Below are 14,758 nucleotides of genomic sequence, written 5' to 3'. Positions count from 1 at the left end.
AACCCGGTCGGGTCCCGCGCCAGCAGGCAGTCGGGAGGCAGTACTAGATGCTCTTCGCCGACATCTGGGCGGCGATATAGTCGGCCTGGCGGATCGCCAGCGACACGATGGTCAGCGTCGGATTTTCGGCGCCGCCGGTCGTGAACTGGCTGCCATCCGAGACGAACAGGTTCTTGATGTCGTGCGTCTGGCCATGCTTGTTGACGACGCCGTCGGCCGCCTTCTCGCTCATCCGGTTGGTGCCGAGATTGTGGGTCGAGGGATAGGGCGGCGTCGGGAAGGTCCTGGTCGCGCCGACTGCGGCGTAGAGCGACTGACCCTGCTTGTAGGCATGGTCGCGCATCGCGGTGTCGTTGGGATGGTCGTCGAAATGGACATCGGCGATCGGCATGCCGTGCTCGTCCTTTTCGTCTTTGTGCAGCGTGATGCGGTTCTCCTCGCGCGGCATGTCCTCGCCGACGATCCACAAGCCGGCCATATGGTCATAATGGTCGAGCGCCGTGGTGAAGGAGCGGCCCCAGCCGCCCGGATTGAGGAAGGCCGCCATGAACGGCAGGCCGAGCGACAGCGTCTCCATCTCGTAGCCGCCGACGAAGCCGCGCGACGGATCGTGGCGCGCCTCGTCGCGGATGATGCCGGCCATGGTGGTGCCGCGATACATGTGCACCGGCTTGTCGAAGACGGCATAGACCGAGCCCGTGGTGTGGCGCATGTAGTTCTTGCCGACCTGCCCCGATGAATTGGCAAGCCCGTGCGGGAACTTGCTCGATTCGGAGTTGAGCAGCAGCCGCGGGCTTTCGATGGAATTGCCGGCGACAGCGACGATGCGGGCCTTCTGCTCCTGCAGCTTGCCGTCCTTGTCGGCATAGACGACGCCCGTCACCTTGCCCGAGGCATCATGGTTGATCTTGATCGCCATGGAGTTCGGCCGCACCTCGAGATGGCCGGTCGCCTCGCCCTTCGGGATCTCGGTATAGAGCGTCGACCACTTTGCGCCCCATTTGCAGCCCTGGAAGCAGAAGCCCGTCTGCTGGCAGGAGTTGCGATCGTCGCGCTGCACCGAATTGATGGCCATGTTGCCGGTGTGGCATTCCTTGTAGCCGAGCTTGTCGGCGCCGGCTTTGAGCACCTTGAAGTTGTTGTTGCCCGGCAGCCGCGGCCAGTTGTTGGTTCCGGTCACGCCCATCTTGGCCTCGGCCTTGGCGTAATAGGGCTCCATTTCGGCGAGCGTCACCGGCCAGTCGAGCAGGTTCGCGCCTTTCACCTTGCCGTAGGTCGAAAGCGTCTTGAACTCATGCTCCTGGAAGCGCAGCGACGCGCCCGCCCAATGCGTGGTCGAACCGCCGACCGACTTGACGATCCAGGCCGGCAGGTTCGGGAAATCCTTTGCCACGCGCCAGTCGCCGGACGTGGTGCGCTTGTCCTTCCAGGCGAGCTGGGTGAACGAATCCCACTCGTCGTTGATGAAGTCCTCGTATTCGTGGCGGGCGCCCGCCTCGAGGATCACGACGTCGACGCCCTTCTGGGCGAGTTCGTTGCCGAGCGTGCCGCCGCCGGCGCCCGAGCCGATGATGACGACCACGCCATCGTTCTTGAGATCAAATTGTGCTGCCATGGTTTCCTCCCATGAAATCCGTCAAAAGCGGTTCAAGAACAGAGTGGCTCAGAGCCACTCGATGTCGTTGAAGCCACGCGCGATGTAGCCGCCCTTGGAATAGGACTCGCCCTCGTAGCCGAAGATCGGCCACACTTCCTTCTGGTTGTAGAGGCTGACGACGAGGCCGCCGCGCACCGCCTGGAAGAAGGGCGTCTTCTCGATCTCCTTCAGCAGCGCGACCCGCTCTTCTTCCCAGCCGAGCCCGCGATAGCCGCCGCTGCCGGCCTTCTTGTCGAGATCGGCGATGCCCTTCTCGATCAGTTCCTTGTGAGCCGGATCCTTGGCGGCCGTCTCGTCATGACCCTTGACGGCGATGGCGTAGTATTTGTCCGGGACCTGGTCGTGCGGGTAGATGTCGCGCGCCACCTGGATCAGCGTCGCCATCGTCTCTGGCTTCAGCGACGTGGCTTCCAAGCCCCACGCATATTCGGGGCTGATGACGGCGCTGCCGGAAATGACGAGCAGCGCGCCTGCGCCGCCGCGTTTGAGAAGCTCGCGCCGCGAAAGACCAGGCTTCCTCTCATGGGGCTTCCTCTCATAGATCGTGACCATAATTTCCTCCCTGCTTGCTGTTCGCACCCCAACGGGTGCCGTTGCTGGCGCCGCGCCGGCCCGCGCGGCATTTGTCCCCTATTGGAAGCGCCCTCCCCGCTGCAGGACCTCGATCTTGTAGCCGTCGGGATCCTCGATGAAGAAAAAGCGGGCGATGAGCGCTCCGTCGCGGTTGAATTCCACGATCTTCTTCGGATTGAGTCCGAGAGCGCCGAGCCGATCGTGCTCGCTGTCGAGATCGATGACGGACACGGCAAGGTGGCCGTAGCCGTCGCCAAGCGTGTAAGGCTCCGTGCGACCCTTGTTCACGGTCAGCTCGACCTCGAACGGAGTATCGGCATTGCTGAGATAGACGAGCGTGAAAGTCTCGAAATCGAGCCGCTGCGCGACATCGAGGCCGAAGGCCTTGTTGTAGAAATCGACGGACCGGGCCTCGTCGAGAACCCGGATCATGGTATGAATCGCCTTCGCCAAATCGGACTCCGCAGCTTTTGGTGCTTTCGAAGCAGATTATGCGCGCCGGCGAAAAAAGGTGGTGGCAGCCGATTACCACGCATGCGCATGGAAAACGGCTAATGTCGCGCCAGTTTTGCAGGGCGACCAAAGTGCGGCGCGACGCACTTTGAGGACCAAAGTCTGATTGCCGTAACCGGCCGTCAGGCCGAAAATGGAAGCGCAGGCAGTGTTCAAAAGGCGCCCAACCGATCAATCGGCGCCCAAGACCAACAAGAACGGGAGGTAACGATGTGCAGAGTCTTTGCCGGACAAGATCCGGAAGGCTACCGGCAGATCAATCGGTCGATCCGCATAGACGGGCATTCGACCAGCATCCAGCTTGAGGCGACATTCTGGGCACTCCTCGACGAGATCGCCGAGAGCCAGGGTCTGACGACACCCAAATTCATCTCGACGCTCTATGACGAGGCGATCGAGATCAACGGTCAGATCCCGAACTTCGCTTCGATGCTGCGCACCACCTGCGCGCTCTATCTGCGCGGTCACCGGCCAACGACGCAGGAGCAGGCAGCGCTCAAGCGCGAAGCCGCCTAAGAGCAATTCCAGGAAAGTGTGTAACGGTTTTCCGTCCGGAATTGCGTAAACGAAGACAGCTAGAGCAGTTCAGCGTTCCCGTGAAACGATGAACTGCTCTAGCTTGCCGCGGCGACTTCCAGCGCGAGACGGGTCATGTCGGTGAACAGCGCCTGGCGCTCGGAATAATCGGTCTGCTCGTCCGTGGCGACGTGGTCGACCACGGTCAGCAGCGACAGCGCGCGCGCGCCGAACTGCGCCGAGATGCGGTAGAGCGCGCTGGTTTCCATGTCGACCGCCAGTGCCCCGAGCGCCCTGGGCTCGTCAAACCGGGCGCGGCCGTCGGGGTGATGGAATATGTCGCTGCAGACAGTCAGGCCGGCGCTGCACGCGATGCCGAGATCGGCGGCCCGCTGCAGCGCCAGCTCATGGAGCGCCTCGTCCGGCCCCGCCGGCCGGTAAAGTCCGAACACTTGCCCGCTCATCGCGCCCTCGGCGCGTACCGCACTGGAAATGACCACGCCGCGCAGCGGAACGTTCTCGGACAGGGCGCCGCATGTGCCAGTGCGGATCAGCGTCTTCACGCCGTGATAGTCTAGCAGCTCATGGGCATAGATCAGGAAAGAGGAAACGCCGATGCCGGTTGCCTGGATGCTGACCGGCTTGCCGCGGAATCGGCCGGTGAAGCCAAGAGCACCTCGACGGCGATTGACGCAGCGCGGGCTTTCGAGAAAAGTTTCCGCCATCCACTGCGCGCGCTCGGGGTCGCCCGGCAACAGCACCGTTTCGGCGTAATCTCCCCGGCCCGCCTCGATGTGCGGCGTCACGCTTTATCACCCCCATGATGGGATCCATCCCGTTAACCATCATGACAGGGTCGCCGCAATGTGCAAGCGGTAGCTGTTTTAGGATTCCAGCACGTCCTTGACGATCGTCGCCAGTTGCTTGAGCGAGAACGGCTTGGGCAGGAAACCGAAATGCGCATCGGCCGGCAGGTTTTTGGCGAAGGCGTCCTCGGCATAGCCCGAAACGAAGACGAACTTGATGTCCGGCTGCCGTTTGCGCAGCTCGCCGAGCAGCGTCGGACCGTCCATTTCCGGCATCACCACGTCGGAGACGACGATGTCGACTTTGCCGCCGAGGGCTTCGAAGACTTCCAGCGCCTCGACGCCGGAGGACGCCTCGTGGACGGTGTAGCCGCGCGAGGTCAGCGCCCTGACGCCGCCCATGCGAACGGCGTCCTCGTCCTCGACCAGAAGCACCGTGGCCGAGCCGGACAGGTCTTTGGCGGTGTCGGCCGGCTTGGCCGGCGCCGAAGCCGCCGCCTGCATCTCGCCTGCCTCGACAACCTTCCTTGCCTCGGCGACATGGCGCGGCAGGAAGATGCGGAACACCGTTCCCTTGCCGACCTCGGAATCGCAGTAGATGAAGCCGCCGGTCTGCTTGATGATGCCATAGACCATCGAGAGGCCAAGGCCGGTTCCCTTGCCGACCTCCTTGGTGGTGAAGAACGGCTCGAAGATCTTCTTCAGCACGTCGGGCGCGATGCCGCTGCCGGTGTCCTCGACCTCGACCAGCACATAATCGGCCGGTGTTAGCTCCCGGTAGCCGAAGGATTTGCACTCCTCGCCCGCGACGTTGCGGGTGCGCACGGTAAGATCGCCGCCGGCGGGCATGGCGTCGCGTGCGTTGACGGCGAGATTGACCACCACCTGCTCGAACTGGCCGATGTCGACCTTGACCGGCCAGAGATCGCGGCCATGGTCGATCTTCAGCCGGATGTCGTTGCCGACCAGGCGGGCAAGCAGCATTCTGAGATCGGCGAGCACATCGGTCAGGTTGAGCACTTCCGGCCGCAGCGTCTGCTTGCGCGAGAAGGCGAGCAATTGCCTCACCAGCGACGCAGCGCGGTTGGCGTTCTGCTTGATGTTCATGATGTCGGGGAAGGACGGATCCGACGGACGGTGGTTGGTGAGCAGAAGGTCCGACGCCATGATGATGGCGGTGAGCACGTTGTTGAAGTCGTGCGCGATGCCGCCGGCAAGCTGGCCGACCGCCTGCATTTTCTGGCTCTGCGCCATCTGGCCTTCGAGCGCCTTCTGCTCGGTGGTTTCGACGGCGTAGACGATGGCCGATTCCTCCGCTCCCTCGCCGCCGGCGCCGTCGGCGACTGCGTTGACGTAGAAGCGGATGTGGCGCTCGTCATTGCCGGGCAGCAGCGAGTCGATCGGCTCGATATTGGCCTGCCGCTGCCGCGCCTTTTCGAAGGCTGCGGCGAAGGCCGGCCTATCGCGCTCATGCACCACGCTCTCGAAGCGCACCCGTCGGTCGACCGCGTCGCGGTCGACGACGGACGAAAACAGCGACAGGAACGGCGCGTTGGTGCGCAGGATGCGTCCGCTGGCATCGACGCCGGCAATCGCCATCGGCGTCGAGTTGAAGAAGCGGGTGAACCGGACTTCCGAGGCGCGCAGGTCGGCGGAGGCGTCCTCGCCCTGGGTGCGGTTGAGCACGATGGTGCGGGTCGGCCCGTTCACCCCCTCGCGGCTCGCCGAAACGCGATGCATGAAGCGGACCGGCAGCGCCTGCCCGCTCATTGTGGTGAGGTCGAGGTCGATGACGGCGTTGCGCGTGGTGCCGGGATCAGCCTTCACCGAGCGGACGAGCGCCATGCCGTCGCCGGCGACGATTTCCGGCAGCGTCACCGCGCCGGGGGTGAAGCTGGCAAGGTCGATGCCCAGCCATTCGGCAAGCGTCGCGTTGATATAGGTGACGCGGCCTTCCTGGTCGGCCGAGAAGAAACCGGCCGGCGCGTGATCGAGGTGGTCTATCGCTTTTTGCAGGTCGAGGAAGAAACGCTCCTGCTCCGCCCGCTCCTGCGAGATGTCGGCGATCTGCCAGGCAAGCATCGGCAGCCGCTGGCCTGGCACGTTGAAGGCACGTGCCCGGGCACGGTACCAGCGCGCGCCAGGCTCGGCCCCGGGCTTGATCGACTGCGCGAGCCGGAATTCACCGTCGCCGGCCTGGCCGTCGCGCAGGCCGGACGCCAGCCGGTAGATGGTCATCGAGGCCTCGGGGATATCCGAAAGCAGCCCTTCGACCGTCTTGAGGTCGGTCGCCGAAGCGGCACCCGTCATGTCGGCATAGGCCCGGTTGGCGTAGATGACGCGCCCCTTGGTGTCGGTGACCAGGAGACCTTGCGACATCGAATCGACGAAGGCCTTCGACAACTCGTCGCCGGTGGAGCGCGGAGCGATCTGCACGAAGCCGATCGCCGTCGCGAACAGAAAGCCGACGCCGATCATGGCGAGCACGCCCAGCATGCCGAGCAGGAACGGATCGCCGAGGCGTTCGCGGAAGAGCCCGAAGACGATCGCGGCGCCGGTCAAGACGACGATGAAGATAATGAGCCTGGCGACGGCGCCCGGACGCGTGTTTTGGTCGACGATCGGTACCGGATAGAAATCGCCGCGCGTTTCCTTGGCCATGTGCCCCCTGCTCGTGATTCCGGTGCCCCGACACCCGCGAACGGCCGGTTGAATCACATTCTCCTGTAGCGGAAAAGGCCCCGGCGGCAAATGTCCGATAAAATCAACGATTCATGTTTCAAACTGTTCACGATGCGTGATGCGAACTTGCGGTCGCTAGTCCCAACGGTCTAGTGTCGCGTCACCTCAAGAAGGCGATTGGGTGCACCGATGATGGAGTGGGTGGAGCGCACAGCGGGTCCGGGTTATGTTGGTGCAATCCTGTGGACGTTTGCAGCACTCATTTTGCTTGTCGTCGTCCTGCTCGTCATCAAGGTGGTCCGCAACCTTACTTTCGGCACCTACGTTGCCGGCGGCAGGAACCGCAAGACGCGGCTCGCCGTCATGGACGCCACTGCCGTCGACAGCCATCGCCGGCTGGTGCTGGTGCGCCGCGACGACATCGAGCACCTGATCCTGATCGGCGGCCCGACCGATGTCGTGGTCGAACGCGACATAAGGCTGGTCGCGCCTCGCCGCCCGGCGCTGACCGGCGACGGCGGCCAGCAGGCCGCTGCGCCGCGCCCGCGCGGGCCTCAGTCGGCACCGACGCCGGCCCCGGCGAGACAGCCCCCCGCACCGGCGCCGGCTCCGATGACAGAGCCAGTGTCGCGTCCGCACGCAGCGCCCCCCACGCCAAAGCCGGCGGCGCCGAGCCAGCCGACCGCGAAGGTCATGCCGCTCCCAGCTCATGGAACGAATGGCAGCGTCCGCCATGTCCCGCCGCCGCCCTCCAACGACTCGATCGACGATACGCTGATGCACGAACTCGAGGCGTCCCTGGACGAGTCGCATCCCAAGCCGGCGAGCAGCAAGCCGGCCGCCAAGCCTTCGCTCGATGACGAGATGACCAAGCTTCTCGGCGAGCTTGCCAGCCACAAACGCTGACTCGGCAATACGCGAACGTGACGGCCTTCAAGGCCTCGGGCCAGGCAAGCGCGGGATGACGGGGACCACCGTGAACCTGTCCATGGGTGCCTTGGGCAAATAAGCGGCCAGCCGCTCTGCAGCTTACGAAGGCAGCCGAAAAACAAAAAATGGCCGGAAAACCCGGCCATTTTTTCAAATTCTATGCCTGCCCTGCCCGCCTCAATCGTCGCGGTAGACCTTCTCGCGGCGCTCGTGGCGCTCCTGCGCCTCGATCGACAGCGTCGCGATGGGGCGGGCGTCGAGCCGCTTCAGCGCGATCGGCTCGCCGGTTTCCTCGCAATAGCCGTAGGTGCCTTCGTCGATACGCTGCAGCGCCGAATCGATCTTCGAGATCAGCTTGCGCTGGCGGTCGCGGGCGCGCAGTTCGATGGCTCGGTCGGTTTCGGAAGAGGCGCGGTCGGCTAGGTCGGGGTGGTTGGCGTTTTCTTGCTGGAGGATTTCGAGGGTTTCACGCGCTTCGCGAAGGATATCGTTCTTCCATGTGATAAGCTTCATGCGGAAGTAAGATTTCTGCCGTTCGTTCATGAACGGCTCGTCTTCGGAGGGTACGTAATCGGCGGTAACGATATCGTTCATTCGACTCACCCAACAACCCCAAATTTGGCGCCTATATATTCGCGGACCGAAGGCTGCACAAGCGCAATCGGCGACAGTTTCACGCAATTGTTAGGAAGGGGGAGGCCAGCACAGACAGGCCTTTTCGCAATAAGGGGACAGCCGAATTCCTGTACGATTCGCTATGTTTGAGCGATGCCGGCCATTGTGCATGGGACCATTCTCGTGGCTAATCCCATAACGCCTTGGACGGATTTTCGTTGCTTGCTAGTAGTGAGGGACCGGTTGAGCAAACTTTATTTGTTGAGGCATGCCAAGGCCGGATGGGCGCTGCCCGGGGTGCGCGATTTCGATCGTCCGCTCGACGAATCCGGCATGGCCGATGCCGAGGCGATGGGCGATGCCATGCGGGCCCGCAACTACATGCCGGACGTCACGCTTTGTTCCAACGCCAAGCGGGCGCGGCAGACGCTGGAAGGCCTCGCGGGCCGCACAGACATCGGCCGCGTGCTGTTCCTGGACACGCTCTACAGCGAGGATGCCGCCGGCTATCTCGACATCATCCGCAGGAATGGCGGGACCGGCTCGCTTCTGGTGATCGGCCACAACCCGATGACGGAGGATCTCGCCATGGCGGTGTCGGGTGACGGCGATGAGACCGCGCGTGGCATGCTCAACCACGGCTTTCCCACCTCCGGCCTCGCCGTCGTGCGTTTTCCCGGCAATCTCGGTGAAGCAGGCCAAGGCAACGGCTATCTCGAAGCCTTTCTCACTCCGGCCGATCTCTGACACCATTTCAAACGCCTCGCCCGAGGCCTATATCGGGCCCTGACGGGCGACCCAGAGGCAGATTTGGCATCATCGCTGACAACCTTTACCGACGAGGCGAAGATTGCGCTCGACACCCTGTCGGGCCGCGCCGCAGGGCTCTTCTCTCCATCGCTGCGCCTGGGCGTCACCGGCCTTTCCCGCGCCGGCAAGACGGTGTTCATTTCCGCTCTCGTGCACAACCTGATCCATGGCGGGCGGCTGCCGCTCTTCGAAGCGCAGAAATCGGGCCGCATCGCTCGCGCTTTCCTCGAGGAGCAGCCGGACGACGCCGTCCCGCGCTTTCAGTACGAGGACCATATAGCTGCCCTGGTCGAAGACCGCGTCTGGCCGGATTCGACGCGCGCCATTTCCGAGTTGAGGCTCACCATCGAATATGAGTCTGCCTCCGGCTGGAACCGGCTGTTTTCGGCGGGAAAGCTGTCGGTCGACATCGTCGACTACCCCGGCGAATGGCTGCTCGACCTGCCGCTGCTCGGCAAATCCTTCGCCGATTTTTCGCACGAGGCGGTCGAGCTCGCAGCCCTGCCTGTGCGGTCCGACCTGTCGCATGCCTGGCGCGAGCTCGCCTCCTCGATCGATCCGGATGCCGATGCCGACGAAATGACGGCGCGCCGTCTCGCCGAAAGCTTCGCGGCCTATCTCAAGGCTTGCAAGCTGGACGAACGGGCGCTGTCGACCCTGCCGCCCGGCCGTTTCCTCATGCCGGGCGATCTCGAAGGCTCGCCGGCGCTCACCTTTGCGCCGCTGATGAAGCTGTCGGAGCGACGTCCCCGTTCCGGATCGCTGCAGGCGATGATGGAGCGCCGCTACGAGGCCTATAAGACGCATGTCGTGAAACCGTTCTTTCGCGAGCATATCACCCGTCTCGACCGCCAGATCGTGCTGATCGACGCCATGCAGGCGCTCAACGCCGGCCCCGCCGCCTTGGCCGACCTCGAACGCGCCGTCACCGAGATCCTGTCCTGCTTCCGGCCAGGGCGTGGCAATTTCGTCACCGACCTGTTTTCAAGGCGCATCGACCGCATCCTGGTGGCGGCGACCAAGGCCGATCAGCTGCATCATGAAAGCCATGACCGGCTGCAGGCGATCGTGCGCCGCCTGGCCGACCGGGCCGTCGCGCGGGCGAATTTCAGCGGCGCCGATGTCGATGTCGCCGCCATGGCGGCAGTGCGCTCGACCCGCGAAGGCACGGTCAAGCAGGGCCGCGAGACATTGCCGGTGATCATCGGCACCCCGTTGAAAGGCGAAACGATCAACGGCGAGACATTTGACGGCAAAACCGAAACCGCCATATTCCCCGGTGACTTGCCGCAAAAGGTCGACGCGGTGTTCGACCCTTCCGGGCCGCAGGGCGAAAGCAGTGAATCGGCGATCCGCTTCGTGCGGTTCCGTCCGCCGAAGCTCGAACGCACGGCCGAAGGCGTCTCGCTCTCGCTGCCGCATATCCGGCTCGACCGCGCGCTGCAGTTCCTGATCGGAGACCATCTGGCATGACCGCGCCCCGCAAACCGGCGGCCTTCCGCATCGAGCCCGAGCCAGCGCCAAAACAGGAGGCGCCGCAGAAGCATCGCACCGACGAACGGCCGACGCGCAAACCGCAGGCCGCAAGGGCCGATGTCGCGGTCGTCGTCCCTTCGCCGATCGACGTCTTCGACGAACCGGATATCGAGCAGGCCGCGCCGCCGCCGGCGACCGCCCCAAGGAAGCGCTCGCTGCTGGCCCGCCTGTTTTTCGGCGCTTTCGGCGTGCTTGTCTCGCTCGCGGTCGGCCTGTGGACGGACCAGCTCATCCGCGATCTCTTCGCGCGCGCCGAATGGCTGGGCTGGCTGGCGGCCGGCATGGCGGCGATCGCGCTTTTGTCGCTGCTCGTCATCCTGATCCGCGAATTCCTGGCGATCGCCCGCCTCGCCGAGGTCGAGAAGCTGCAGCGGCGGGCCTTGGATGCGGTGGCGCGTGACGACCCCAAGGCCGCCCGCGCTTTGGTCGATGAGCTTGCCGCCTTCGTCGCGGCAAAACCAGAGACCGCGGCCGGCCGCCGCTCGCTCGCCGAATTGCGCGGCGAAATCATTGACGGCGGCGATCTGGTGCGGCTTGCGGAGACCGAGATCCTGTCGCCGCTCGATACCCGCGCCAGGGCGATGATCCTGGAGGCCGCAAAGCGCGTCTCGCTGGTAACCGCGGTCAGCCCGCGCGCGCTCGTCGACGTCGCCTATGTCGTGTTCGAGGCCGGCAGGCTGATCCGGCGCCTGTCGGAACTCTATGGCGGCCGTCCCGGCACGCTGGGCTTCATCCGCCTGGCGCGCGGCGTGCTCGCTCATCTCGCGGTAACCGGCTCCATCGCCGTCGGCGACAGTTTCGTGCAGCAGATCGTCGGCCACGGCCTGGCCGCCAAACTCTCCGCAAAGCTTGGCGAAGGCGTGGTCAACGGCATGATGACGGCGCGCATCGGCATCGCTGCGATGGAAACGGCGCGCCCGCTGCCGTTCATCGCGACCAAGCGCCCGGGGCTCGGCGATTTCCTCTCGGCGCTGACCTCGTTCGCCACCCGGAAGGACGGTCAAAGCGAGCAGTAGGGTAAATGTCGAAACGGCCACCGGTAGCGAAGCATTAACCAATCTTGTTCATGGTCGTCTCTGTCCCAAGAACAGACTCTGTCGTGCCGGGTGTCGTCCATGAAAAGCGTGTTTCTGTCCTGCGTCCTGCCCGTGGCGGTTGCGGTCGCCGCACCGGTCGGCCTCGTCGAAAAAGCCGTTGGCGCAGAACCTGACAAGCAGTTCTTCCGTTCGGTCGAAGGCAAATGGGTCGGCCCAGGCGAAATCATCGCCGGCAAATACAAGGGCACGAAATTCACCTGCAATTTCAACGGCTCGACGCCTGACGGCAAGGTCGGCATGACGCTGGACGGAGACTGCCGGGTCGGTGTGTTCACCCAAAAAATGTCAGCGAGCGTCGAACGCAAGGGCCATGAAGGTTACAAAGGCAACTTCATGGGCGGCTCGGCCGGCAACGGGCTCGACATCATCGGCGGCAATGTCGTCGACGCGCAGAAGGTGGTCTTCACCATCAACCGCAATCAGTTGAATGGCGTCATGCAGGCCCGCATCCCCGACGACAATTCGATGACCGTCACGGTCGCCGTGCGCGTCAACAAAGAGCTGGTGCCGGTCATCGGCATGAGCCTGAAGCGGGTCGATACGGTCGAGGTCGGCTCCATAGCCAAGAACTGACCAGACAAGCGTGGATTGACAAAAGGCGGCAGCCATGGCTGCCGCCTTCATCCGTTTTTGACTTAGCTCAACCCTTGATGGCGGCGGTCACTTCGTCATAGGCCTTGCAGGCCTCGTCCAGCGTCGTGGCGTTCTGATATTTCGTCGTCACGGCCTGCACCTTGGCCGTCAGATCTGCCGCCTTGCTCGGATCCTTGGTGATTGCTTCCTGCAGCGCGGCGGCCATATCCTGCGCCTTCTTGGTGGCAATTTCCTGCGTGCACTCCGGTCCCTTCGAACAGGCCGAAACGGCCAGCGCCGCAACACCAACGGCAACGAGCAAAAACTTCTTCATGTCAGTCATCTCCTCAAAAAAGGCAGCTGCCCATCGCCGCTGCCTTCCAATGGCCGAAGCCCAATGGCCAAAGCCGGTCGTGCCTTAACCTCTGATTGTGGCGGCACGCAACGACCGGGCCGCGTAAACTTGTGTAACGAAGCTGCAACAGGAGTTTGCCGGACAGGCGTCACCTTTGTTTCCTGCCAATGGCCCTGCCGTTCCTGCCAGGCGCCCTGCCCTTGCCTCCCACTCCCGCTGCATGCAAGGAGTGCTTCGAGACAACGGAACGACAGGCATGGCGGCTGAAGCATCGAGCAGCGATCTCGTACAGGTGGTGGCGCTGCTTGCCGCTGGCGTGGTCGCCGTGCCGATCTTCAAGCGCATGGGACTGGGCTCCATCCTCGGCTATCTCGCGGCGGGCGTGGTCATCGGGCCGTTCGGCCTCCGCGTCTTCTCCGAATCGGAAGCCATCCTCCACGTCGCCGAGCTCGGCGTCGTCATGTTCCTGTTCATCATCGGCCTGGAGATGCAGCCGTCGCGGCTCTGGGGCCTGCGCCGCGAGATTTTCGGGCTCGGCGCGCTGCAGGTCGGCGTTTGCGCCCTGCTGCTGACCGGCGTCGGACTGGCCGGAGGCTTTCCGATCGCGCAGTCCTTCGTCGCCGGCGCCGGTTTCGTGCTGACGTCGACGGCGATCGTCATGCAGTTGCTCGAGGAGCGCGGCGAGATCGCCACGCCCAAGGGCCAGCGTATCGTGTCGATCCTTCTGCTCGAAGACCTCATGATCGTGCCGCTTCTGGCGCTGGTTGCGTTTCTGGCGCCCGGCGGTGCCGAGACCAGCCTGTCCGAACGGTTGACCGAAGTCGGCATCGGCATCGCGGCGATCATCGGACTGGTGGTGGCGGGGCGCTATCTGCTCAACCCGCTCTTCCGCATCCTGGCGGACGCCCGCGCCCGCGAGGTGATGACGGCCGCGGCCCTGCTCGTAGTGCTTGGGTCGGCTCTAGCCATGCAGCTTTCCGGCCTCTCCATGGCAATGGGCGCTTTCCTCGCCGGTGTGCTGCTCTCCGAATCGACCTTCCGCCATCAGCTCGAAGCCGACATCGAGCCGTTCCGGGGCATCCTGCTCGGCCTGTTCTTCCTTGCTGTTGGCATGTCGCTGGACCTCGGCGTTGTCGCCCAGAACTGGCGCCTCGTCGCCATCTATGTCGTCGCCTACATGATCATGAAGGCGCTCGGCATCTATATCGTCGCGCGCATGCTCAAGAGCGGCCACCGCGAGGCGCTCGAACGCGCCGTCTTCATGGCGCAGGGCGGCGAATTCGCCTTCGTACTCTACTCCTCGGCGGCCGCGGTCGGCATCATCGACGGCCAGGCCAACGCCACGCTGACCGCCATCGTCATCATCTCCATGGTGCTGACGCCCTTGGCGATCGTGGCGCTGCGCTATCTCACGCCGCGCGACGAGCAATCGCTCGAAGGCGTCGACATCGCCGACGGCCTCACCGGCAGCGTGCTGATCATCGGCTTTGGCCGTTTCGGGCAGATCGCCAGCCAACCGCTGCTTTTGCGCGGCCTCGACGTCTCGATCATCGACAACGAGGTCGAGATGATCCAGGCGGCGGCCGATTTCGGCTTCAAGGTGTATTACGGCGACGGCACGCGGCTCGACATCCTGCATGCGGCCGGCGCGGGCCGCGCGCGTGCCGTGCTGATCTGCGTCGACAAGCCGGACGCCGCTGTGCGTATCGCGCAGCTGATCAAGGCCGAATTCCCTTTGGTCACCATCCTGGCGCGCGCCTTCGACCGGGGCACCGCTTTGCAGCTCATCCGCGCCGGCGCCGACTATCAGTTGCGTGAGACCTTCGAATCCGCGCTGGTGTTCGGCGGCTCGGCGCTGGAAGCGCTAGGCGTCGACCCAGAAGAGGTTGCCGAGGTCATCGAGGACGTGCGCCGCCGCGACACCGCCCGTTTCGAGACGCAGCTTGCCGAAGGCATCCGCGCCGGCCAGCGCTTTCTGAAAGGCAATATCGGCACGCCGATCCCGACGCCGCTCGCGCAGCCGCGCCACGCCGGCCGGGCACTGAACGAAGAGACGGCGGGCGTGCTGAACAAGGCAGAGACGAAGAACTGAGGA

The 14,758-nt window shown here is 64.2% G+C and carries 14 protein-coding genes; 7 read left to right on the top strand and 7 right to left on the bottom strand.

Going from position 1 to position 14,758, the window contains the following annotated elements:
• Nucleotides 1–43: 43 nt before the first annotated feature.
• The 3 genes from QAZ22_RS19865 to QAZ22_RS19855 all read right to left on the bottom strand — a co-directional run bounded on the left by QAZ22_RS19865 (nucleotide 44) and on the right by QAZ22_RS19855 (nucleotide 2,683).
• The gene (locus QAZ22_RS19865) at nucleotides 44–1,615 is read right to left on the bottom strand and encodes a GMC family oxidoreductase (protein WP_278202435.1); all 1,572 of its coding nucleotides are present in this window, start codon (nucleotides 1,613–1,615) and stop codon (nucleotides 44–46) included.
• Between the two features lie 48 nt (nucleotides 1,616–1,663).
• Nucleotides 1,664–2,209, bottom strand: a complete 546-nt coding sequence (locus QAZ22_RS19860; RefSeq protein WP_278202434.1) for a gluconate 2-dehydrogenase subunit 3 family protein — start codon at nucleotides 2,207–2,209, stop codon at nucleotides 1,664–1,666.
• Between the two features lie 78 nt (nucleotides 2,210–2,287).
• Nucleotides 2,288–2,683 carry a VOC family protein gene (locus QAZ22_RS19855; RefSeq protein ID WP_278202433.1) on the bottom strand — a complete coding sequence of 132 codons (396 nt, stop codon included), beginning with the start codon at nucleotides 2,681–2,683 and terminating at the stop codon, nucleotides 2,288–2,290.
• Nucleotides 2,684–2,953: 270 nt separating this feature from the next.
• Between QAZ22_RS19855 and QAZ22_RS19850 the strand changes: the two genes are divergently transcribed.
• Entirely contained in the window at nucleotides 2,954–3,259 is a 306-nt protein-coding gene (locus QAZ22_RS19850) for a ribbon-helix-helix domain-containing protein (protein ID WP_278202432.1), read from the top strand.
• A gap of 98 nt (nucleotides 3,260–3,357) precedes the next feature.
• On the opposite strand, the gene QAZ22_RS19845 is transcribed toward QAZ22_RS19850, so the two are convergent.
• Together QAZ22_RS19845 and QAZ22_RS19840 are read right to left on the bottom strand one after the other, a co-directional pair.
• Entirely contained in the window at nucleotides 3,358–4,065 is a 708-nt protein-coding gene (locus QAZ22_RS19845) for a DeoD-type purine-nucleoside phosphorylase (RefSeq protein ID WP_278202431.1), read from the bottom strand.
• Between the two features lie 78 nt (nucleotides 4,066–4,143).
• On the bottom strand, nucleotides 4,144–6,726 hold the full coding sequence (locus tag QAZ22_RS19840; protein WP_278202429.1) for an ATP-binding protein: 2,583 nt from the start codon (nucleotides 6,724–6,726) through the stop codon (nucleotides 4,144–4,146).
• 213 nt (nucleotides 6,727–6,939) lie between these two features.
• Here QAZ22_RS19840 and QAZ22_RS19835 point away from each other — a divergent pair, with 213 nt between their 5' ends.
• Nucleotides 6,940–7,653: a flagellar biosynthetic protein FliO gene (locus tag QAZ22_RS19835; protein WP_278207890.1), complete on the top strand. Its 714-nt coding sequence runs from the start codon at nucleotides 6,940–6,942 to the stop codon at nucleotides 7,651–7,653.
• 201 nt (nucleotides 7,654–7,854) lie between these two features.
• Here QAZ22_RS19835 and dksA read toward each other — a convergent pair whose 3' ends face one another.
• The gene (gene dksA, locus QAZ22_RS19830; protein ID WP_059185643.1) at nucleotides 7,855–8,271 is read right to left on the bottom strand and encodes an RNA polymerase-binding protein DksA; all 417 of its coding nucleotides are present in this window, start codon (nucleotides 8,269–8,271) and stop codon (nucleotides 7,855–7,857) included.
• 264 nt (nucleotides 8,272–8,535) lie between these two features.
• Between dksA and QAZ22_RS19825 the strand changes: the two genes are divergently transcribed.
• The 4 genes from QAZ22_RS19825 to QAZ22_RS19810 all read left to right on the top strand — a co-directional run bounded on the left by QAZ22_RS19825 (nucleotide 8,536) and on the right by QAZ22_RS19810 (nucleotide 12,308).
• Entirely contained in the window at nucleotides 8,536–9,039 is a 504-nt protein-coding gene (locus QAZ22_RS19825) for a histidine phosphatase family protein (protein WP_278202427.1), read from the top strand.
• 63 nt (nucleotides 9,040–9,102) lie between these two features.
• Nucleotides 9,103–10,575, top strand: coding sequence for a YcjX family protein (locus QAZ22_RS19820; protein WP_278202425.1), 1,473 nt, complete (start codon nucleotides 9,103–9,105; stop codon nucleotides 10,573–10,575).
• Nucleotides 10,572–11,654, top strand: coding sequence for a TIGR01620 family protein (locus tag QAZ22_RS19815; RefSeq protein ID WP_278202424.1), 1,083 nt, complete (start codon nucleotides 10,572–10,574; stop codon nucleotides 11,652–11,654). The genes QAZ22_RS19820 and QAZ22_RS19815 overlap by 4 nt, the downstream gene beginning before the upstream one ends.
• A gap of 99 nt (nucleotides 11,655–11,753) precedes the next feature.
• Complete coding sequence (locus QAZ22_RS19810) at nucleotides 11,754–12,308, top strand: hypothetical protein (protein WP_278202423.1); 555 nt, start codon at nucleotides 11,754–11,756, stop codon at nucleotides 12,306–12,308.
• Between the two features lie 67 nt (nucleotides 12,309–12,375).
• Here the strand turns inward: QAZ22_RS19810 and QAZ22_RS19805 are convergent, their stop codons facing one another.
• Nucleotides 12,376–12,642 carry a hypothetical protein gene (locus tag QAZ22_RS19805; RefSeq protein WP_059185639.1) on the bottom strand — a complete coding sequence of 89 codons (267 nt, stop codon included), beginning with the start codon at nucleotides 12,640–12,642 and terminating at the stop codon, nucleotides 12,376–12,378.
• Nucleotides 12,643–12,919: 277 nt separating this feature from the next.
• Here QAZ22_RS19805 and QAZ22_RS19800 point away from each other — a divergent pair, with 277 nt between their 5' ends.
• Complete coding sequence (locus QAZ22_RS19800) at nucleotides 12,920–14,755, top strand: monovalent cation:proton antiporter-2 (CPA2) family protein (protein ID WP_278202420.1); 1,836 nt, start codon at nucleotides 12,920–12,922, stop codon at nucleotides 14,753–14,755.
• The last annotated feature ends 3 nt before the right edge of the window (nucleotides 14,756–14,758 follow it).

Source organism: Mesorhizobium sp. WSM4906 (genome assembly GCF_029674625.1).
Taxonomy (GTDB): domain Bacteria; phylum Pseudomonadota; class Alphaproteobacteria; order Rhizobiales; family Rhizobiaceae; genus Mesorhizobium.
This window is presented reverse-complemented; position numbering and strand designations above follow the sequence as displayed.

Coding starts and splice junctions, on each gene's coding strand:
- QAZ22_RS19865 (WP_278202435.1), bottom strand. CDS start 1,615: ATGGCAGCACAATTTGATCTCAAGAACGATGGCGTGGTCGTCATCATC.
- QAZ22_RS19860 (WP_278202434.1), bottom strand. CDS start 2,209: ATGGTCACGATCTATGAGAGGAAGCCCCATGAGAGGAAGCCTGGTCTT.
- QAZ22_RS19850 (WP_278202432.1), top strand. CDS start 2,954: ATGTGCAGAGTCTTTGCCGGACAAGATCCGGAAGGCTACCGGCAGATC.
- QAZ22_RS19840 (WP_278202429.1), bottom strand. CDS start 6,726: ATGGCCAAGGAAACGCGCGGCGATTTCTATCCGGTACCGATCGTCGAC.
- QAZ22_RS19835 (WP_278207890.1), top strand. CDS start 6,940: ATGGAGTGGGTGGAGCGCACAGCGGGTCCGGGTTATGTTGGTGCAATC.
- dksA (WP_059185643.1), bottom strand. CDS start 8,271: ATGAACGATATCGTTACCGCCGATTACGTACCCTCCGAAGACGAGCCG.
- QAZ22_RS19815 (WP_278202424.1), top strand. CDS start 10,572: ATGACCGCGCCCCGCAAACCGGCGGCCTTCCGCATCGAGCCCGAGCCA.
- QAZ22_RS19810 (WP_278202423.1), top strand. CDS start 11,754: ATGAAAAGCGTGTTTCTGTCCTGCGTCCTGCCCGTGGCGGTTGCGGTC.
- QAZ22_RS19805 (WP_059185639.1), bottom strand. CDS start 12,642: ATGAAGAAGTTTTTGCTCGTTGCCGTTGGTGTTGCGGCGCTGGCCGTT.
- QAZ22_RS19800 (WP_278202420.1), top strand. CDS start 12,920: ATGGCGGCTGAAGCATCGAGCAGCGATCTCGTACAGGTGGTGGCGCTG.